This window comes from Ornithinibacillus caprae (assembly GCF_009728145.1).
In the GTDB taxonomy this organism is placed as follows: domain Bacteria; phylum Bacillota; class Bacilli; order Bacillales; family Amphibacillaceae; genus Ornithinibacillus; species Ornithinibacillus caprae.
This window is the reverse complement of sequence record NZ_WOCA01000001.1, coordinates 395,688-415,972: the sequence shown is the minus strand read 5'-3', so window position 1 is coordinate 415,972 and position 20,285 is coordinate 395,688. Positions and strand designations below refer to the sequence as shown.

18 protein-coding genes are annotated in these 20,285 nt (G+C 36.2%); 3 read left to right on the top strand and 15 right to left on the bottom strand.

Annotated features, from left to right (window positions below):
- Positions 1-5: 5 nt before the first annotated feature.
- From GMD78_RS02135 to GMD78_RS02125, 3 genes are read right to left on the bottom strand one after another with little or no spacing between them, the layout of a single operon-like run.
- Positions 6-1,553, bottom strand: a complete 1,548-nt coding sequence (locus GMD78_RS02135) for an acyl-CoA carboxylase subunit beta (RefSeq protein WP_155666665.1) — start codon at positions 1,551-1,553, stop codon at positions 6-8.
- The gene (gene mce / locus GMD78_RS02130) at positions 1,554-2,378 is read right to left on the bottom strand and encodes a methylmalonyl-CoA epimerase (protein ID WP_155666663.1); all 825 of its coding nucleotides are present in this window, start codon (positions 2,376-2,378) and stop codon (positions 1,554-1,556) included.
- Between the two features lie 56 nt (positions 2,379-2,434).
- Entirely contained in the window at positions 2,435-4,081 is a 1,647-nt protein-coding gene (locus GMD78_RS02125; protein ID WP_155666660.1) for an acyl-CoA mutase large subunit family protein, read from the bottom strand.
- A 146-nt stretch (positions 4,082-4,227) separates the two neighbouring features.
- Here GMD78_RS02125 and GMD78_RS02120 point away from each other — a divergent pair, with 146 nt between their 5' ends.
- Complete coding sequence (locus GMD78_RS02120; protein ID WP_155666659.1) at positions 4,228-4,365, top strand: DUF4044 domain-containing protein; 138 nt, start codon at positions 4,228-4,230, stop codon at positions 4,363-4,365.
- A gap of 77 nt (positions 4,366-4,442) precedes the next feature.
- On the opposite strand, the gene GMD78_RS02115 is transcribed toward GMD78_RS02120, so the two are convergent.
- From GMD78_RS02115 to GMD78_RS02070, 10 genes are all read right to left on the bottom strand, one after another.
- Positions 4,443-5,426 (bottom strand): aromatic acid exporter family protein, encoded by a 984-nt coding sequence (locus tag GMD78_RS02115; protein WP_343042063.1) that lies wholly within the window; start codon positions 5,424-5,426, stop codon positions 4,443-4,445.
- Between the two features lie 70 nt (positions 5,427-5,496).
- A complete protein-coding gene (locus tag GMD78_RS02110; RefSeq protein WP_155666657.1) occupies positions 5,497-5,928 on the bottom strand; it encodes a BrxA/BrxB family bacilliredoxin in 432 nt (143 codons plus the stop codon).
- A gap of 85 nt (positions 5,929-6,013) precedes the next feature.
- Positions 6,014-7,294 carry a dihydrolipoamide acetyltransferase family protein gene (locus GMD78_RS02105; RefSeq protein WP_155666655.1) on the bottom strand — a complete coding sequence of 427 codons (1,281 nt, stop codon included), beginning with the start codon at positions 7,292-7,294 and terminating at the stop codon, positions 6,014-6,016.
- A 16-nt stretch (positions 7,295-7,310) separates the two neighbouring features.
- Complete coding sequence (locus GMD78_RS02100; protein ID WP_155666653.1) at positions 7,311-8,294, bottom strand: alpha-ketoacid dehydrogenase subunit beta; 984 nt, start codon at positions 8,292-8,294, stop codon at positions 7,311-7,313.
- 13 nt (positions 8,295-8,307) lie between these two features.
- Positions 8,308-9,300, bottom strand: coding sequence for a thiamine pyrophosphate-dependent dehydrogenase E1 component subunit alpha (locus GMD78_RS02095; protein ID WP_155666651.1), 993 nt, complete (start codon positions 9,298-9,300; stop codon positions 8,308-8,310).
- Between the two features lie 47 nt (positions 9,301-9,347).
- A complete protein-coding gene (gene lpdA, locus GMD78_RS02090; RefSeq protein WP_155666649.1) occupies positions 9,348-10,769 on the bottom strand; it encodes a dihydrolipoyl dehydrogenase in 1,422 nt (473 codons plus the stop codon).
- Positions 10,766-11,869, bottom strand: coding sequence for a butyrate kinase (buk, locus tag GMD78_RS02085; RefSeq protein ID WP_425495037.1), 1,104 nt, complete (start codon positions 11,867-11,869; stop codon positions 10,766-10,768). The genes lpdA and buk overlap by 4 nt, the downstream gene beginning before the upstream one ends.
- 24 nt (positions 11,870-11,893) lie before the next feature.
- Positions 11,894-12,988 (bottom strand): branched-chain amino acid dehydrogenase, encoded by a 1,095-nt coding sequence (gene bcd / locus GMD78_RS02080; protein WP_155666647.1) that lies wholly within the window; start codon positions 12,986-12,988, stop codon positions 11,894-11,896.
- 12 nt (positions 12,989-13,000) lie between these two features.
- Positions 13,001-13,903 (bottom strand): phosphate butyryltransferase, encoded by a 903-nt coding sequence (yqiS, locus tag GMD78_RS02075; RefSeq protein WP_155666645.1) that lies wholly within the window; start codon positions 13,901-13,903, stop codon positions 13,001-13,003.
- Between the two features lie 114 nt (positions 13,904-14,017).
- The gene (locus GMD78_RS02070) at positions 14,018-16,078 is read right to left on the bottom strand and encodes a sigma 54-interacting transcriptional regulator (RefSeq protein WP_155666643.1); all 2,061 of its coding nucleotides are present in this window, start codon (positions 16,076-16,078) and stop codon (positions 14,018-14,020) included.
- A 136-nt stretch (positions 16,079-16,214) separates the two neighbouring features.
- On the opposite strand from GMD78_RS02070, the gene GMD78_RS02065 reads away from it, so the two are divergent.
- Together GMD78_RS02065 and GMD78_RS02060 are read left to right on the top strand one after the other, a co-directional pair.
- Complete coding sequence (locus GMD78_RS02065) at positions 16,215-16,463, top strand: DUF2627 domain-containing protein (protein ID WP_155666641.1); 249 nt, start codon at positions 16,215-16,217, stop codon at positions 16,461-16,463.
- Between the two features lie 20 nt (positions 16,464-16,483).
- On the top strand, positions 16,484-17,842 hold the full coding sequence (locus tag GMD78_RS02060; RefSeq protein ID WP_155666639.1) for an aspartate kinase: 1,359 nt from the start codon (positions 16,484-16,486) through the stop codon (positions 17,840-17,842).
- Positions 17,843-17,912: 70 nt separating this feature from the next.
- On the opposite strand, the gene spo0A is transcribed toward GMD78_RS02060, so the two are convergent.
- Together spo0A and spoIVB are read right to left on the bottom strand one after the other, a co-directional pair.
- Positions 17,913-18,695: a sporulation transcription factor Spo0A gene (gene spo0A, locus GMD78_RS02055; RefSeq protein ID WP_425495036.1), complete on the bottom strand. Its 783-nt coding sequence runs from the start codon at positions 18,693-18,695 to the stop codon at positions 17,913-17,915.
- A 306-nt stretch (positions 18,696-19,001) separates the two neighbouring features.
- A complete protein-coding gene (gene spoIVB, locus GMD78_RS02050) occupies positions 19,002-20,282 on the bottom strand; it encodes a SpoIVB peptidase (RefSeq protein ID WP_425495035.1) in 1,281 nt (426 codons plus the stop codon).
- Between the last annotated feature and the right edge of the window lie 3 nt (positions 20,283-20,285).

Genomic DNA, 20,285 nt, shown 5'->3' with positions numbered 1-20,285 from the left:
TAACTTTACAATGGGATATTCCCATGTTTTTTTTGTGGCCGGTGTTCTTGTTTATGTTGGAGCATTTCGATTGCTTGTATCAACTTGCCCCTTGTCTCTCGTGGATCAATAACATCATCAACCATTCCTAATCCTGCCGCAATGTATGGATTAGCAAATTTTTCTCGGTACGTATCAATCTTTTCTTGTCTTGTTTTATCAGGATCATCGCTTTCTGCAATTTCCTTAGCGAAAATAATGTTTGCAGCACCTTCTGGACCCATTACCGCAATTTCTGCATTTGGCCAAGCATAAACCAAGTCTGCCCCAATAGATTTACTGTTAAGGGCAACATATGCTCCACCATAGGCTTTTCTAGTAATAATTGTTATTTTAGGTACGGTAGCCTCCGAATATGCATATAGGATTTTAGCTCCATGACGTATAATACCACCATGCTCTTGCTTAATACCAGGAAAAAAACCTGTAACATCTTCAAACGTTATTAACGGGATATTAAACGAATCACAAAAACGGATAAATCTAGCTGCTTTGTCACTTGAATCAATATCAAGTCCACCTGCCAAATACTTAGGTTGGTTACAGACTAATCCAACTGCTTGTCCATTTACTTTTGCAAATCCAACAACAATATTTTTTGCAAAGTCTGGATGTATTTCATAAAAACTGTCTGGATCAACAACTTGCGAAATAACATTTTTTACATCATATGGTCTAGTGGAATCAAAAGGAACAATATCCGTTAACGCAGGACGAAGCTGTTCCTCTTCTTGAAAGGCTTCTACTTCTGGCTTTTCATTATAATTACTCGGAAGGTAGCTTAATAGCTTTTTAACCGCATCTAGTGCTTCATATTCCGTCTTTGTTTTTAAATGTGCATTTCCACTTTTGGAGTTATGAATATATGCTCCCCCTAGATCCTCGGAGGATATTTTTTCACCAGTAACCGTTTCAATAACCTTAGGGCCAGTAATAAACATTTGTGATGTCTTTTCTACCATAATAACAAAATCGGTAATTGCTGGAGAATAAACAGCCCCACCAGCACTAGGTCCCATAATTACAGAAATTTGCGGGATAACACCAGAATAGATCGAATTCCGATAAAACACATGTCCATATCCATCTAAAGAAGATACCCCTTCTTGAATCCTAGCACCACCAGAATCATTTAATCCAATAAAAGGCACTCCATTTTTAGCTGCTAAATCCATTACTGCAGCAATTTTTTTGCCATGCATTTCCCCTAATGCTCCACCGTACACTGTAAAATCCTGTGCAAATAAATATACGGGCTTCCCATTTATTTTACCATATCCAGTAACAACACCTTCACCTTTTGCATCTGTATTATTCATGCCAAAGTCCGTTCCACGATGTTCAATAAAAGTATTTAACTCAACAAATGTACCATCATCTAATAGATAGTCAATTCTTTCTCTCGCAGTGAGCTTCCCTTTTGCATGCTGTTTTTCAATGCGCTCATCTCCACCACCAAGCTCGGTTAGTCTTCGCTTATCATATAATTCATTTATTTTATCAAAAATATCCATCTAATTTTCCCTTCCTTTCTCTGGCTGACAAAGTTCGTAAAGGACACCATGAGAAGATTTTGGATGAAGAAAGGCGATTTGACTTTTATGAGCTCCTTCCTTTGGCTGATCATTAATAAAGGAAAAACCATTTTTCTTTAATTTTTCCATACGAGCATGAATATCCTCTACCTCAAGCGCAATATGATGGATACCTTCGCCTTTTTTCGCAATAAATTGCTGGATTGGAGAAGATTGGTCAACTGGTTCTAGTAATTCAATACGACTTTCACCGATTTTAAGGAAAGCTACTTTAACACCTTCTGACTCAACATCTTCTATATTCTCAATCTCTAAATCGAGTGAATCTGTATACAAAGAAAGAACGCTATCTATTGATTTAACCGCTATACCAATATGGGCAATTTTTTTTGGTGCTGGAATTGGATCAACGTTTGGTTGTACAAGTTGTTTAATATACTCTGCTAAGCTCTCTGTTGATGAACCACTTGTAAAAATCTTTTTAACTCCTTTTTCTAACAGAAAGGGTATATCCTCACTTGGGATAACTCCCCCTGCAACAACTGGTATATCTCCGGCATGTCGTTGTTCTAGAGCTTCGATCACTTTTGGAAATAATGCTTTATGTGCACCTGATAAAGAAGAAAGACCTATTACATCAACATCTTCTTGGATTGCAGCTTGTGCAATTTGTACAGGTGATTGTCGTAGTCCTGTATATATAACTTCCATTCCATGGTCTCGTAATGCTTGTGCTATAACCAATGCCCCTCGGTCATGACCATCTAATCCGGGTTTAGCAATTAATACACGAATTTTCCTCATCTGTCTCTCCCCTTTTCATCTTGTTCCCCTTGTCTTTAATCCGAAAATAGCCTTAGTTAGCCGGTGTATTCTCCAAATTCATCGCGTAATACGTTGCAAATTTCTCCTATTGTTGCATAATCTTTTACAGCTTTTAAAATATGTGGAATCAAGTTTTCGTCATCAGATTTTGCAGCAGTTCGAATTTGTTCTAGAGCTACCTTCACCTCTTGGTCGTCACGTTCATTACGAACTTGTTGAACTTGCTTTACTTGCTCCTTTTCTAATTCTTCATCTACTTTTAGTAGATCTGGATTAACTTCCTCATCTAATGTGTATTTATTTAACCCAACAATAATTTCTTCTTGAGTCTCGATTCTTTTTTGTGTTTCGTATGCATTGTGATGTATTTCGCGTTGCATATAACCTTCTTCAACTGCTTTAACAGCTCCACCGATTTCTTTAATCCGCTCTAGATATTTATTAATCTCTTCTTCAATTTGATCTGTCAGAGCTTCAACATAATAAGAACCACCTAATGGATCTATTGTATCTGCCACTCCACTTTCATTAGCAATGATTTGTTGTGTCCTTAGCGCAATTCGTGCCGAATCTTCCGTTGGTAATGACAATGCTTCATCACGAGAATTAGTGTGCAAGCTTTGGGTTCCACCTAATACAGCAGCAAGCGCTTGCATTGTAACACGCACAATATTATTATCTGGTTGTTGTGCGGTTAAAGTGGATCCACCAGTTTGAGTATGGAAACGAAGCTTCCAACTTTTTGGATTTTTAGCTTGATAATGTTCCTTCATGATCTTTGCCCATACTCGACGTGCAGCACGGAATTTTGCAACTTCTTCAAAGAAGTTATTATGTGCATTAAAGAAAAAAGCAAGTCGTGGTGCAAAATCATCAATTGCAAGTCCTGATTCGAGTGCTGCATCAACATATGCCATACCATTTGCAATGGTAAAAGCAGCCTCTTGTACAGCAGTTGAACCAGCCTCTCGTATATGATAACCCGATATACTAATCGTATTAAACTTAGGAACATTTTGCTGACAGTATTCAAAGATATTTGTGATTAATCTCATGGACGGCTTTGGTGGGTAAATATATGTTCCTCTAGCAATGTATTCTTTTAAAATATCATTTTGAATCGTACCCGTTAGTTTTTCCAACGGTACACCCTGTTTTTCACCAACCGCCATATACATACATAACAGAACTGAAGCTGGTGCATTAATTGTCATAGATGTACTTACTTGATCTAGTGGTATTTGATCAAAAAGCTTTTCCATATCTTTCAATGAATCTATTGCAACGCCTACTTTTCCAACTTCACCTTCTGACATAGGATCGTCCGAGTCATAACCAATTTGAGTAGGTAAATCAAAGGCAACCGATAGACCAGTTTGTCCTTGTTCTAATAAATATCGAAAACGCTTATTCGTTTCTTCAGCTGAGCCAAAACCAGCATATTGACGCATCGTCCAAAAGCGACTACGATACATCGTGGGTTGAATTCCTCTCGTGTACGGGTATTCCCCTGGATATCCAAGCTTCTCTTCATAATATTGATCATTACTAGAATCATAGATTCGATCAATTTCTACATTTGAGGAGGTTGTAAATGTATCTTTTCGTTCAGGAAAGCGCTTTAATGTTGAGTCGACAGAATTCATCCACCTTTGCTTAGAGCTACCTTTTATTTCATCCATTTTCTCATCTCCATTTCTAAGACAAAATGTGTGTAAAATTTAGAATTTACTTTATCTCTATTTTTAATTATTTTTTTCTACTTGTCCAATATTAATTTTAACGTTAAAATACAATTAGCAAAGGGATTATTAAGGAGGACATTTAAATGGCTACAAAACAAACGAACAAACCAATGCCAAGAAAAAAATCAAAACGCGAACGTAACGTAAAAATTATTGTCTGGATTATGATTATAGCAATGCTTCTTTCATCACTAACTGCAGGATTAGTGTTGTTCATATAATTCAATTAAAGTAAATCTCTTATGTACAGTAGCACTTTTATTATCTCTATCTGCAAACAAAAGACTGGTTAACTATTTTACGTAGTGCCAGTCTTTTTTATTTGCTTTTTTAAAACGTCACTCTGTTTATATTTACTTTTAATTAAAAGATAACTTTCTATTTCCAATAATAACCGAAACATATTAGCTCTTGTTTCAAATTCTTCACGTGTTTTAGGTAATTCGAATTGATTAAAATCATGTTTTAATTGGTGTAATTCCTCTAGGTATATAATTGCGGTATTGCCTGGATGTACGACATCTGCTAATTTTTCAAAAAAATTAGCTATTCTCAATGAGATCTGATCCGTTTTAGGTAACCTTGTTACAAGAGGTAACATTTTGCGAAGCAATTCCAATTGTTTGGAACGCATAATAAAATAGTCGTAGTATGGATGTTTAGACCGAAGCATGTGATTTTCTCTGTCTAACTTTACTAAGTCACTTGCTTCATCTAATATCTCCTCTGATTGTGCAATTTCTTTTCCATCCCATTTTGAATCGTTTTCCCTTATGTATAATGCAATTTCAAGTAAAATGACACGAAAGCAATGCTCCAATTTTTTTTGCTTTTCCTTCAGTTTGTTATCATAGCTAGGCATATATAAATTAACTAATAATCCAACCCCAAGACCAACTATGATCAGTAAGTATTGTTCCATTAAAAAGGAAAATGTAATATTTCCAGTGCTATACAGATTTAATGTTATGACAGAACTTGTTGCAATTCCGGGAGTAATTTTAAAAAATACGGTAATAGGAATAAACAATACTAACATTAACCCCAAAACTAGTGTATTATAACCAATAAACTCAAAGAATAAATAAGAAAGCACACTGGCTATTATACAAGCAAAAAACCGATGCCAGGCACTTAATACGGATCTCTTCCTTGAAGGCTGTATACTTAATATGGTTAAAATACCTGCAGATATAAAATTCGTTACCCCAAGTAGTTGCGCAATTAATACTGCAATCGGAGTTCCAATTGCTGTCTTTATTGTACGATAGCCGATTTTCACTAATTACTTACTCCTTCTTATGAAAAATAAGGCTGACCCAAGTGATGAGACAGCCTTATTTAAAATCCTATTAAACCTCTTGACAATGCTCATCAAAGATTTGTTGAAGTTTAGTCATAACATCCATAGCACTATGTCCTTCAATGTCATGGCGTTCTAGCATTGTTACGATTTTACCATCTTTTAAGAAAGCAAATGATGGTGATGAAGGTGGATATCCTTCAAAGTATTCTCTTGCTTTTTCCGTTGCTTCTGGGTCTTGACCAGCAAAAACAGTTACTAAATGATCTGGTCGCTTATCATAATGGATTGCGTTAGCAGCAGCTGGACGAGCTACACCACCAGCACAACCACAAGTAGAGTTAACCATTACTAAAGTTGTTCCTTTACGATTTAGAGCATCATCCACATCTTCCGGACTTTTAAGCTCTTGATAACCTGCCTCTGTTATATCCTTACGAGCAGCATCTACAACATCATTCATGAACATATTAAAATCCATGAGATACTCATCTCCTTACTATTCTAATTAATAAACTACTTCCAAGCTTATCAATTTCAACTATAAATTTCAATTTATATTACTTCTAGTAAATAGATGTGGTATCCTTGTTCATATTTTCTAATATTTCTTTTACACGTGCTAGGAATTGTCCACAAACAAGACCATCTAAAATACGGTGATCAAGGGATAACGATAGATTAACCATATCTCTAGCAGCGAACATATCGTTAATAATTACCGGGCGTTTTACAATCGACTCTACCTGTAAAATAGCTGCCTGCGGATAATTAATTACTCCCATCGAATGAATCGAACCAAATGAACCAGTATTATTAACTGTAAATGTACCACCTTGCATATCTTCAGATGTCAACTTACCAGAGCGAGCTTTGTTGGCTAAATCAGAAATATCACGTGCTATACCTTTAATCGTTTTCTCATCAGCATGTTTAATCACCGGTACAAATAATTCCTGATCTTTTGCTACTGCTATGGAAAGATTGATATCTTTCTTTTGTATAATCTTATCTCCAGCCCACATGCTATTTAATTGTGGATATTCTTTTAGAGCCTGAGCAACTGCTTTAACAAAGAATGCAAAGAAAGTTAGACTGTACCCTTCCGTTTTCTTAAACTCATCTTTCATTTGGTTACGGTACGTTACTAAATCCGTTACATCCACTTCTACCGTCATCCATGCGTGAGGGATTTCAGTTTTCGAACGAACCATATTTTGAGCAATTGCTTTACGAACACCTGTAACAGGTATTTCGATATCTCCCGCCTGCGCTACAGCTGGTTGTGACTGTACTTCTTTTCTAGGTGTAGTAGGCTCTGTATTTGGTTCATCAGCAACTGACTTAGTCTCAACAGGGGCTTCGGACTTCTGTGGAGTTGGAATATTACCACTAGCAATGATCTTTTCCATATCTTTACGAGTAATTCTTCCACCACGACCAGTTCCGTTAACTAGTTCTAAGTCAATGTTATTTTCTTGAGCCATACGTAAGACAGCTGGAGAGTATCGCTTCTTCATTGATTGGTCTTTTGGACCTTCTTCCACAGCTGAATCTTCTTCTTTTTCATTCGGAGTAGGTGATACCTCTGCTTCCGTTGCTCCACCTTCCGTATCGATATAACACATTAATTCTCCGACCGCTATCGTATCGCCTTCTTGGGCAACTAATTCTTTAATTGTACCTGTAAAGGATGAAGGTACTTCAGCATTTACCTTATCTGTCATAACTTCAGCAATTGGATCATATTTGTTTACATGGTCTCCAACACTAACTAGCCATGAACTAATGGTACCTTCAGTAACGCTCTCACCAAGTTGTGGCATATTTATTTTTTCTGTTGCCATCATTGTCCCTCCTTGATTAAAATTCCGCTAAATCTCGTATTGCTTTTTCCACTTTATCAGGATTAATCATAAAGAATTTCTCCATTGTTGGAGCATATGGCATCGCTGGAACATCAGGTCCTGCCAAACGTTGAATTGGAGCATCAAGATCGAACAAACAATTTTCTGAGATAATTGCTGCTACTTCACCTATAATGCTTCCTTCCTTATTATCCTCTGTGATTAATAAGACTTTTCCAGTTTTCTTAGCCGCTTCGATAATTGCTTCCTTATCAAGCGGATAAACTGTTCTTAAATCTAAAATATGTGCATCAATGCCTTCTTCAGCTAGTTTTTCAGCGGCTTGTAACGCAAAATGTACACATAATCCGTATGTAATAATCGTTACATCAGAACCTTCACGCTTTACATCTGCTTTACCAATAGGAAGTACATAATCATCTTCTGGAACTTCTCCTTTTAACAAGCGGTAAGCGCGTTTATGTTCAAAGAATAATACCGGATCATTGTCACGAATTGCTGCCTTAAGCAATCCTTTTACATCATAAGGAGTTGAAGGCATAACGATTTTTAAACCAGGTTGGTTAGCAAAAACCGCCTCAACCGATTGGGAATGATATAAAGCACCGTGAACTCCACCACCATATGGAGCACGAATCGTAATTGGGCAATTCCAGTCATTATTAGAACGATATCTCATTTTAGCAGCTTCTGATATAATTTGGTTTACTGCTGGCATAATAAAATCCGCAAATTGCATTTCAGCAACAGGGCGCATACCATACATTGCAGCACCAATTCCAACACCGGCGATCGCAGATTCAGCAAGTGGTGTATCTAATACGCGGTACTCTCCGAACTCATCATATAGACCGTCGGTAGCTCGGAAAACACCACCTTTTTTCCCTACATCTTCACCTAAAACAAATACTTTTTCATCTCGTTGCATTTCTTCTTTTAATGCACTTGTTACAGCTTGAATATATGACATTACTGGCATAACATTTCCCTCCCTACTCTTCGTATACGTATTTTAGCGCAGACTCTGGTTCGGCATATGGTGCATTTTCAGCGTAATCTGTCGCCTCGTTAACAATACGATCTATTTCACTAGTTATTTCCTTCTCTATTTCTTCTGTTAAAATTCCTTGATCTTTAAGATACGTAGCAAATGTAAAAACAGAATCTTTTTTCTTTGCTTCGTCTACTTCTTCTTTATTACGGTACGTACGATCATCGTCATCACTTGAATGAGCTGTTAAACGATAAGATACTGCCTCAATTAATGTTGGACCCTCACCTTTAATAGCACGTTCCCTAGCTTCCTTAACCACTTCATAGACCGCCAGTGGATCATTTCCATCTATTGTAAATCCAGGCATTCCATATCCAATTGCACGATCCGATACTTTCTCTGCTGCAATTTGCTTTTCAATCGGTACTGAAATGGCATACTTATTATTTTCAACCATTGTAATAACAGGCAATTTATGTACACCTGCAAAGTTAAGTCCTTCATGAAAATCTCCCTGGTTGGAGGAACCTTCTCCTAGTGTTACAAAGGATACAAAATCCTTTTTCTCCATCTTCGCTGCTAACGCTACTCCAACAGCATGAGGAAGCTGTGTTGTAACCGGTGATGAACCAGATAATATCCGATTTTTCTTTTGACCAAAGTGACTTGGCATTTGACGACCACCTGAATTTGGATCTTCTGCTTTAGCAAAGGCAGAAAGCATTAATTCCTTAGCTGTCATTCCAAATGCAAGTACGACACCCATATCACGATAATATGGGGCAACATAATCTCCAGTTCGGTCTAGTGCAAATGCTGCACCTACTTGGGCTGCCTCTTGTCCTTGACAGGAAATAACAAATGGTATTTTTCCAGCACGGTTTAATAGCCACATCCGTTCATCAATCTTTCTAGCTAAAAGCATCGTTTTGTACATATCAATTACTTGTTCGTCCGTTAAACCTAACGCTTCATGACGATTTGTAGACATGAAATGTCCCTCCCTTAATAATTATAATACTATTTTTAATTACAAGTTTATCCATGGATTTGTAAGCCATCAACAGCTAAAGCAGCTTCACCCATAATTTCAGATAATGTTGGATGTGGGTGAATACTTTGCGAAATCTCCCATGGTGTAGCATCTAGCACTTTCGCAAGTCCAGCTTCAGATATCATATCTGTTACATGTGGTCCAATCATGTGTACACCCAATAAATCCTCTGTTTGTTTATCAGCTATAATTTTAACAAAGCCGTCTGATTCTCCGTAAACTAAAGCTTTTCCGATTGCTTTGAACGGGAATTTCCCTACTTTTATATCAAACCCTTGTTCTTTGGCTTGTTTTTCTGTTAAGCCAACACTAGCAACTTCAGGGTTAGAATAGATACAAGTTGGGATCTGATCATAGTTTATTGGATGAGGATTATGGTTAGCCATATGTTCTACTGCAACAATTCCCTCATGAGAAGCAACATGTGCTAATTGCATCCCTCCAATTACATCTCCAATAGCGTATATATGTGATTCTTTAGTTTGATAAAATTTGTTTGTCTGAATGTATCCTTTTTCAACTACGATATCCGTATTTTCAAGCCCTATATTACTTGTATTAGCTTCACGACCAACAGATACTAGCATTTTCTCAGCCTGGAATGATTCTTTCTGACCATTTAATTCAGCCTGAACAGAGATTCCATTGTTAATTTGTAATGTTTCAGGTAATACTTTGGCACCCTTTACAAAGGTGACGCCTTTCTTTTTCAATAATTTCTCTACTTCTTTAGCGATCATATCATCTTCAGTTGGTAGAATTTGATCTAAATACTCAATTACTGTTACTTCCACACCAAAATCAGCTAGCATAGAAGCCCACTCAATACCAATTACTCCACCGCCAACGATTACGATGGAAGATGGTAATTGTTCCATTTCTAATGCTTCATCCGAACTCATTACGTAAACCCCATCAATTTCTAACCCAGGTAGGGATTTAGGTTTGGAACCAGTTGCTACTAGCACATTCTTCGGAACAATCATTGTGTTTTCTTCACCATTTTCATATTCGATTGAAATCGTTCCTGGCATTGGTGAAAAAATACTCGGCCCTAATATTCTACCGAATCCCTCAAAAACATCAATTTTTCCTTTTTTCATTAAACCTTGGACACCTTGATGAAGTGTATTGACTACATCCTGTTTACGGTCTTGAACCTTATCAAAATTTAATTTGATATTACTTGTTTCGATCCCAAATCGTTCCGCTTCTTTCGTCTGTTTAAACACTTCAGCACTTCGGAGCAATGCCTTAGATGGAATACATCCCTTGTGTAAGCAAGTACCACCTAGTTTACCCTTTTCTACTACCGCAACATTCATCCCCAATTGTGATGCTCTGATCGCAGCAACATATCCACCGGTTCCTCCTCCGAGCACGACTAGATCATATTCTTTTGTCATATTGTCATCTCCTTCCCTTCCGCTTGCGGATATATCTTTGGAACTTCTTCGTGACGCAATACACGAAGAGCTCCTTCAGCTAGAGCTTGTAATTCATTCTCACCAGGATATACCAAGATATCCGCAATCCAACTTACGTAATTAGAAATCATATCAATAAATGTTTTTCCGTATGCTAACCCACCTGTTAGTACAATCCCATCAACCTTGCCTTTTAACACGGTACTCATAGAACCTATTTCTTTAGCAATTTGATAAGCCATCGCTTCATATACACGTTTTGCTTCCAAATCTCCATTTTCAATACGTTCTTCCACGTCTCTAGCATCATTGGTTTGTAAATAGGCAACCAAGCCGCCACCGCCAACTAGCTTTTTCATTACTTCATCTCGATAGTATTCCCCTGAGAAGCATAATGAAACTAAATCACCAGCAGGTACTGTCCCTGCACGTTCAGGGGAAAACGGACCATCACCGTGTAAACCATTATTCACATCAATAACTCGTCCATACTGATGGGCACCAACAGTTATCCCACCACCCATATGAGTAACGATTAGTTTGATGTCATCATATGGTTTATTTAGATCTTTGGCTGCTCTTCTAGCCACTGCCTTTTGATTCAAGGCATGAAAAATACTTTTTCTAGGAATTTCTGGAACTCCAGAAAATCTTGCAATATCTTCTAATTCGTCTACTACAACAGGATCAACGATATAGGAAGGAATATTCAATCCACTAGCTATTTCGTGGGCAATAATCCCCCCCAAGTTAGATGCATGTTCCCCGTTATAGCCGATTTGCAGATCGTGAAGCATTGCATCATTTACTTCGTATGTTCCACCTTCAATGGGCCTTAGCAATCCACCTCTTCCACAAACAGCACTTAATTTAGAGACATTGATCCCTTCATAATCCAGCTGTTCAAGAATAACTTTTTTACGGAATTCATATTGATCAATTATTTGATTGAATTCTGCAATTTCCTTCGTTTCATGGCGAATTGTTTTTTCAAAAATACATACCTCGTTATCAAACACACCAATTTTCGTTGATGTTGATCCTGGGTTTATTACTAAAATGCGATACTGTTGTTGCACAATAGTGACCTCCGTTAGTAAAAACTATCTTCTGCTTAGGGTGTGATGTCCGTTTAGCAAGAACTGACTTCTTGAATTTCTTACGGATTCGATTCTTTCCTCCGCCATTCTGTCAGCAGCAGCATATGTTGGAATATTATCACGTTTAGAAATCTCAAATACTTTAAGAATGCTATCATAAATAGTATCTACTTTTTTCATGGCTCTAGTTGGATTATAGCCATTTAATTCATCAGCTACATTTATAACGCCACCTGCATTAATTAAATAATCAGGTGCATAAACAATTCCCTTTTCATGGATAATATCCCCATGCTTCGTTGTTTTTAATTGATTATTTGCAGAACCTGCAATTACCTTTGCTTTCAATCGTGGAATTGTTTCATCATTTATAGTTGCACCAAGCGCACATGGAGCATATATATCACAATCAACATCATAAATATCGTCTGGATCGACAGCTTTTGCTCCAAATGCATCAACAGCACGATCAACAGCAGCTTTATTGATATCTGTAACAACTAACTTTGCCCCTTCTTTATGCAGATATTCACAAAGTGTATATGCCACATTTCCTACACCTTGAACAGTGACTGTTTTACCTTCTAAGGAATCATCACCAAACGCTTCGAGAGCAGCAGCTTTCATGCCTTTATAAACTCCATACGCAGTTACAGGAGATGGATTTCCTGAAGAGCCAAATTCTGGTGAAATTCCAGTAACAAAATCAGTTTCCATGTGAATGGTATCCATATCCTCTACTGTAGTCCCAACATCTTCAGCAGTAATATAGCGACCATTTAACCCTTGAATGTAGCGTCCAAATGCACGGAACATTTCAGGATTCTTATCTTTTCTCGGGTCACCAATAATAACTGTTTTTCCTCCACCTAAATTCAATCCAGCTGCAGCATTTTTATACGTCATCCCTCTTGCTAAACGCAATGCATCTTCAATTGCTTCTTCTTCTGAATTATAGGTCCACATTCTAGTCCCACCAAGCGCAGGCCCTAACGTAGTATCATGAATAGCAATAATTGCTTTCAGTCCAGAATTTTTATCTTGACAAAATACTAATTGCTCATAATCATATTTCTCCATATAAGTGAAAATTTCCATATTGTATTCCTCCTAAAATGTTTTTGATGATACTAAAGCTAAAGATAAAGAATATAATTTACTCTCTGCTGAATCAGCACGAGAAGTTAAAACAATAGGTGCTTTTGCACCACTAACAATAGCGGCTACTTTTGCTTGCGAAAAATACATAAATGATTTATATAATGCATTTCCAACATCAATCGTTGGTACTAATAAGACATCTGCCTTACCAGCAACATCAGAAGTGATCCCCTTTTGTTTAGCTGCCTCAATTGATACTGCATTATCAAATGCTAATGGTCCATCAACAAGACACCCTTGAATTTGTCCACGCTTTTGCATTTGCGTTAAGATGGCAGCATCAATTGTAGATTGCATGGCTTCATTTACAACCTCTACAGGAGCTATTGAAGCAACTTTAGGCAAATCCAATCCAATTGCGCTAGCAACTTGAACCGTATTTTGTATGATCTCGACCTTTTCTTGAAGAGAAGGATCAATATTCATTGCAGCATCTGTCAAAAAGATCAATCTATCTTGTGATGGTACTTCAAATAAAGCCACATGCGACAACACACGCCCTGTACGCAAGCCGTATTCCTTGTGTAACACAGCTTTAAGAAGGGATTTAGTTGATACATTCCCTTTCATCAAAATCTGTGCTTGTTTATCATGAATTGCTTTGACTGCAGCAAGACTTACATCTGACGTTTCATGCTGTATTCTTATAGCTGATGAAGTTAAGTCTAATTCAACCTGTTTAGCAGCAGTTTTAATATCTGCTTCATTACCAACTAATAAAAAACTACATAGTTCTTCCGAAACAGCAGTTTTAACCGCTATAAGCACTTCAGTATCTGCAGCGTTTGCAACAGAAACAACTTGTTTCTGTTCTTGATGTACTTGGTTCTTTAAAGCTGCTAATGTTTTCATCTTGTTTTATACACCGCCTCATTTATTCCTTGCAAAAATCATGCCAACTCAATTATTTTGAAAGCGCTTTATTTTACTGTGTTTTAACTATGCAATTATTTGCATATTTGCAAGTTATTGCAGGTTTCTTTTTTCAATATTATATTTTTCTAGTTTGTAATATAAATTTCTAATTGAAATATCCAATTTTTTTGCTGTTTTAGTTTTGTTAAACCCACTTTGTTTATATACATTGGTTATTAATTCTTTTTCATATTGCTCTACCGCATCTTGAAGTGGTAGGTTCACTTCAAGTTCTTTGTCTTGTTGTAATGATTTAGGAATTGGCTGGAGATTAGGAATATGCTCCTGTTGAATAATCTCTTCATTCATTTCCATATAAATCATTGCTCGTCCAATAACATTTTCTAGTTCACGAACATTACCAGGCCAATGATAACCACTTAATAGTGATAAAGCTTCATCAGAAATAGCACGTACATTACGCCCATAATCCTGATTCATCTTTTGTATAATGTGATGCACTAAATCAGGTAAATCATTAATTCGCTCACGAAGAGATGGAATAAAAATTGGTAATTTATTCAATCTATAATACAAATCTTCCCGAAACGTCTTATTCATAATAGCTTTTTCTAGATTCACATTGGTTGCTGCAATAATTCGAACATCAATCATAAAGGGGTCCGTACCACCGACACGAACTATTTCGTTTTCCTGTAATACTCGCAATAGCTTTGCCTGCATATGTAATGATAATTCACCAATCTCATCTAAAAAGATACTACCCATGTTTGCTTCTTCAAATAACCCTTTTTTTCCGCCTCTTTTTGCGCCAGAAAATGCACCTTCCTCATATCCAAATAATTCACTTTCTAAAATGGACTCAGCGATTGCTGCACAGTTAACACGAATAAACTTATTATGTTTACGGTTGCTCTCATTATGTATCGCATGAGCAAACAGCTCTTTCCCAGTCCCTGATTCTCCTCTGAGTAATACGGTTGCTGGCGTCTTAGCTCCTACCTTAGCTTGTTCTAAAGCTAATTGCATTTCTGTCGATTTCCCAATGATGTCATCAAATGTGTATTTCGCTTCCAAATTACGAATGATCTGTCGTGCCCGTTTTAATTCGCTCGTTAAAGACTGAATCTCCGAAACGTCATGCAGCACTCCGACACTACCTTTAATTTTCCCATCAACAATTACAGGAGCAACATTAACTAACACTTCACGCTTCGCAGGTCCCACCCTCATTCGAACACCTCGAACTGGGCGACGGGTCTGCAACACCTTCATATGCATACTTTCTCCTTCAGAAATATCAACTGTTGCAGGCTCCCCAATAACATCGGATTCCTTTAACCCTGTTATTCTAGTGTAGGCTGGGTTGATCATTAATCCGATTCCATTTTCATCAACTACACTAATCGCTTCATCTGAAGACTGAATAATCGCTTCTAGCATTATTTTAATTTCCTTGAGGTCTGTATTCTCCTCAGCTAAGTTTAGTACCTCTGTAATATCCTTAAAAACTGCAAACGCACCAATCAGTTCATCATTAGCGTTAATTATTGGAAGCCTAGTAGTAATAACCATCTTCCCGTTTTCAAGTAATAATTTTTGATTAACCTCTTTCCTTCTACTCCGGAGAACCTGTGGTAACCTTGTATTAGGAATAACTTTTTCTATGTTTTTACCAACTAATTCGTCCTTTTTATAGCCAAGGATATGTTCAGCACTCTTATTTACAAATTGGAGTACTCCCATGTTGTTTATTACAATCATTCCATCTCTAATATTACTTAAAATTAGTTCTTGATTATTTGTTTGTTCGGTTAACTTATTAAGTAATGTTTCCTTTTCATCCAATAACTCTGCGACTACATAGGCAACCGTCCCGGGAATTACAACCGTTTCTTTCTTACGTCTATGTAGGATTTCTTGTAATACTTTCTCATTACCAGTTGCTTCTATAATGATGTCAACCTTCTCATAAACCCATTCCTTCCAGTTACTTCCAGTAGCAACATTATGATTAGCTGCTAACGTTAGTCCTTTTGCATTTGGATTATGATCGACAACTGCAATGACCTTCATCCTGTCCATTGGATATAACAGTTTAAATAATGCGCTTCCACCTTTGCCTGCCCCGACAATTAAAACACGCTTCATCTCATCCCACCTTGCAACATTCTGCATAATCACATCATACGTTAATCTGCACGATTTAGCAAATAATTTTAAAGTACCTATTTTCTTTATATTTTGATATACTTATTAAAGTTATAAATATGAGGAGAATTACACCATGTTTAGGTTAATAGCAGTATTATTTTTATTAATACCTGGGATCATTGCTGCATTCGGTATTAAACTGATGAGAGACACATTATTTAATGATTTTTACCCAATATTTTTCCATACTGGCATTCAATTTACAGTGGGACTAGTTCTATTTTTAGCTGGTTTATCATTTATTGCGGGATTCATCGTTTATAGAGACCGGAAGCGTCAACAAATTAAAGAAGATAAAACAAAACAAATATCACAAGATTAAACAACATTGGGGAGATCGTTATGAAAGTAGCAAAATTTGGAGGAAGTTCAGTAGCAAATGCAACTCAACTAAAAAAAGTAGGCGAAATTATAAAAAAAGATTCTGGACGAAAATTTATTGTTGTATCAGCACCAGGTAAAAGAAATAAACAAGATTTTAAGGTTACCGATATGTTAATTAATTTAGGTAATGCGTATGTCAACCATGAATCCTATGATGAGTTTTTATCTATTATTATCGGTCGTTTCCGTGAAATTACAACTGAACTTGGAGTTTCAGAATATATTCTAAAAGATATTGAACAAACCATCTATTCCGTATTAGAAAGAAATGAACCAAGTGATCAAAAGTTGGATGCGATCAAAGCGATTGGTGAAGATAGTAGCGCTAAAATTCTAAGTGAATATCTTAGAACAATTGGTTTAGAAGCAAGCTATTTAAATCCGAAAGATGCTGGAATAATCGTTAGTGATGAACCCGGTAATGCACAAATATTACCTCAAAGCTATTCGAAATTATATACACTTCGAAATCGACCTGAAATTTTAGTGATTCCTGGGTTTTTCGGATATACAATTGACGGAAAATTAATGACATTCTCTCGAGGTGGTTCAGATATAACCGGTTCAATCGTCGCTGCTGGTGTTCAAGCAAGTTTATATGAAAACTTTACGGATGTTGATTCTGTTTATACGGTTAATCCAAACATTGTTCATCAACCGAAAGAAATAACCTCACTTACGTACAAAGAAATGCGTGAGCTTTCCTATGCTGGATTCTCGGTCTTCCATGATGAAGCACTAATACCAGCGTTTAAAGAACGTATCCCAGTTTGCATCAAAAACACCAACAATCCCGATGCCCCAGGAACGTTTATTGTTGCAGAAAAAGAATCGAAAGAAAAATGTGTTGTTGGAATTGCTAGTGATACAGGATTTTCTACATTATTTGTAAGCAAATATTTAATGAACCGTGAACTTGGTTTTGGTCGTAAATTATTTGAAATTTTAGAGAGAGAAGATGTTTCATTTGAACATACACCATCAGGAATTGATGATTTATCTGTTATTATCCGTGATAATCAACTAACCCCTGAAAAAGAGTCTAAAATTATTTCTCGAATTAAAGAGGAATTAAAACCTGATACAGTAAAAGTTCATTATAATCTAGCAATGATTATGATTGTTGGTGAAGGCATGATGAATACGGTAGGAATTGCACAAAAAGCAACAACGGCATTAACAAAAGCAAATGTAAACATTAAAATGATTAACCAAGGTTCTTCCGATGTTTCCATGATGTTTGGAATTCAAGCTGATGATATTAACAAAGCAATTCAATCACTATACCACGTGTTTTTTGAAGATAATAAAAGATGAGATACAATATCCAAATTTTTAAAAGCGTATAAAAAAAGATTACTGTAAAATTACAGTAATCTTTTTTTATTTAACTTGCTTTATGATCTAGCCTTAACCTATCGGCTACCATTGCGATAAATTCACTATTGGTCGGTTTTGCCTTCGAAATACTAACTGTATAACCAAATAAAGCCGAAATAGAATCAATATTTCCTCTACTCCATGCAACCTCAATTGCATGACGAATTGCTCGTTCAACTCTAGAAGATGTTGTATTGTATTTTTTGGCAATGTCTGGATATAAAACCTTAGTAATCGAACCTAATAATTCAATATCATTGTACACCATTGTAATAGCTTCTCTTAAATACATATACCCTTTTATATGAGCTGGTACACCTATTTCATGAATAATATTAGTAATGCTTGCTTCTAAATCTTTTTTCCTTCTTTCCTTTTTATTACCAGTATTTCCTCTGCTCGATACAATTGGACTTCCTTTAACCTGACGAATTTGATCAGCCAAATTATCCAAATCAAATGGTTTAAGAACAAAATAAGATGCACCTAAATCAACTGCTTTTTTCATCACTTCTTCCTGTCCAAAAGCGGTTAACATAATAACGCTTGGATTATTCGTATCGCGACCCATATCACGAAGCTTATTAAGTACTGCTAAACCGTCCACATGAGGCATAATAATATCCAATATTAATACATCCGGGTTTAATTCGTTTAGCATAGCTAAACAATCTTTACCATTATAGGCCGTACCAATTACTTCAATGTCATCTTTTTCATCAAAATATTCTTCCATTAGTTGGACAAGTTCTTTATTATCGTCCACTAAACAAACCGATATCTTTTCCACGAAAGTTCCTCCTTTTATAATTCGAGCTTTTCCACTACTATGTATTCGACATAAGTTCGAAATATCCTTCTTTTATTTAAAAAACTTTGGATTTTTTTATTTTTTCTTTGATTTCCTTCGATTTACTATATATTTCGATGTGATTCGATTTTTTATGACAAATAATCAAGTTGCTTTGTCGAAAAATATTTTTGTTTATTATATCATGTAATTTACAATAATTCTTTAGATTTGATTAACTATTAGAAAACTTCTACTTTTTTATATTCAAAAAATAACTTGTAGTGTTTCCACTACAAGTTATTTTTAACTAGCTATATCATCTTTTTCTTGATAAATATCTACTCCTGCATCCTGTAACATCCATTCAATATGAACCCCATATCCTGATGTTGGATCATTAACAAATACATGAGTTACTGCACCAATTATTTTATCGTCCTGTATAATCGGGCTACCACTCATCCCTTGAACGATTCCACCTGTTGCTTCTAATAGCTTCGGATCTGTAATTTGAATGACCATCCCTTTTGTAGCTGGAGATTTTTGTGGAATACTACTTACTACTTCTACGTCAAATTCCTCCACTTTTTCTCCATCAATTACCGTTAATATTTTGGCCGGACCTTCTTTAACTTCATGTGATAATGCTATCGACATCGGTTTATCATAATTTCCGTTTGTAATTCCATTATCTAATTTACCGAAAATACCGAATGGGCTATTTTTAGTGATTGACCCTATCTTATTATCTTTCATCGAAAATTTAGCTTGTTTTTCACCAGGTGTTCCATTATTTCCCTTTTCAATAGAAGTAACGGAAGAACGAACGATTGTTCCATTATGAATTTCGATCGGCTTTTTCGTATCCATATCTGAAATCACATGTCCAAGTGCACCATATTTTTTTGATTCCGGTTCATAAAAGGTCATTGTTCCAATACCTGCTGCGGAATCACGAATATATAAACCAATTCGATATTCTTTTTCTTTTGGATCATAGACAGGCTTTAATTTGGTTTCAAATGTTTCTTCGCCTCTTTTGACTTTCAATGTTAAATCTTCACCATTATTGCCTGCTTCTTCTACTAATGGTTTTACATCTTTCATTTCCTTAATTTCATTGCCATTGATTTCTAAAATAACATCACCAACTTCAATTTTTGCATCTTCTCCAGGAGAAAGTGAACCATTTTCTCCGTTTACAATGTGATGACCAACAACAAGTACGCCTAGTGTATGAAGTTGAACACCAATAGATTGACCACCAGGGATAACCTTAATATCTTCAAGTACAGATACATCTACTTTCTTAATTGGAACTCCAGCAACTGAATACGTTAATTCACTTTCACCAGTATTTTCTGCGTAAAATTTTGTTGCATTAACTGCTTTAACATTATTAGATGCACTGACCTCAACTGAATCGCCTAATGTAGGTACATCAATAGGAGATTGGTTATTTACGGTTACAATTTCATTGGGGATCGAGATATATTTTTGAACTGGGGGCATAAAAGGAACTGCAAACAAAGCAATAAGGAGCACAACGCCCAATATCATTCGAATATTATTTGTCTTTTTCACGCA

Bases quoted from the DNA above. Each gene is read 5' to 3' on its own strand.
- GMD78_RS02135 (WP_155666665.1), bottom strand. From the start codon at position 1,553: ATGGATATTTTTGATAAAATAAATGAATTATATGATAAGCGAAGACTA.
- mce (WP_155666663.1), bottom strand. From the start codon at position 2,378: ATGAGGAAAATTCGTGTATTAATTGCTAAACCCGGATTAGATGGTCAT.
- GMD78_RS02125 (WP_155666660.1), bottom strand. From the start codon at position 4,081: ATGGATGAAATAAAAGGTAGCTCTAAGCAAAGGTGGATGAATTCTGTC.
- GMD78_RS02120 (WP_155666659.1), top strand. From the start codon at position 4,228: ATGGCTACAAAACAAACGAACAAACCAATGCCAAGAAAAAAATCAAAA.
- GMD78_RS02110 (WP_155666657.1), bottom strand. From the start codon at position 5,928: ATGGATTTTAATATGTTCATGAATGATGTTGTAGATGCTGCTCGTAAG.
- GMD78_RS02105 (WP_155666655.1), bottom strand. From the start codon at position 7,294: ATGGCAACAGAAAAAATAAATATGCCACAACTTGGTGAGAGCGTTACT.
- GMD78_RS02100 (WP_155666653.1), bottom strand. From the start codon at position 8,294: ATGCCAGTAATGTCATATATTCAAGCTGTAACAAGTGCATTAAAAGAA.
- GMD78_RS02095 (WP_155666651.1), bottom strand. From the start codon at position 9,300: ATGTCTACAAATCGTCATGAAGCGTTAGGTTTAACGGACGAACAAGTA.
- lpdA (WP_155666649.1), bottom strand. From the start codon at position 10,769: ATGACAAAAGAATATGATCTAGTCGTGCTCGGAGGAGGAACCGGTGGA.
- bcd (WP_155666647.1), bottom strand. From the start codon at position 12,988: ATGGAAATTTTCACTTATATGGAGAAATATGATTATGAGCAATTAGTA.
- yqiS (WP_155666645.1), bottom strand. From the start codon at position 13,903: ATGAAAACATTAGCAGCTTTAAAGAACCAAGTACATCAAGAACAGAAA.
- GMD78_RS02070 (WP_155666643.1), bottom strand. From the start codon at position 16,078: ATGAAGCGTGTTTTAATTGTCGGGGCAGGCAAAGGTGGAAGCGCATTA.
- GMD78_RS02065 (WP_155666641.1), top strand. From the start codon at position 16,215: ATGTTTAGGTTAATAGCAGTATTATTTTTATTAATACCTGGGATCATT.
- GMD78_RS02060 (WP_155666639.1), top strand. From the start codon at position 16,484: ATGAAAGTAGCAAAATTTGGAGGAAGTTCAGTAGCAAATGCAACTCAA.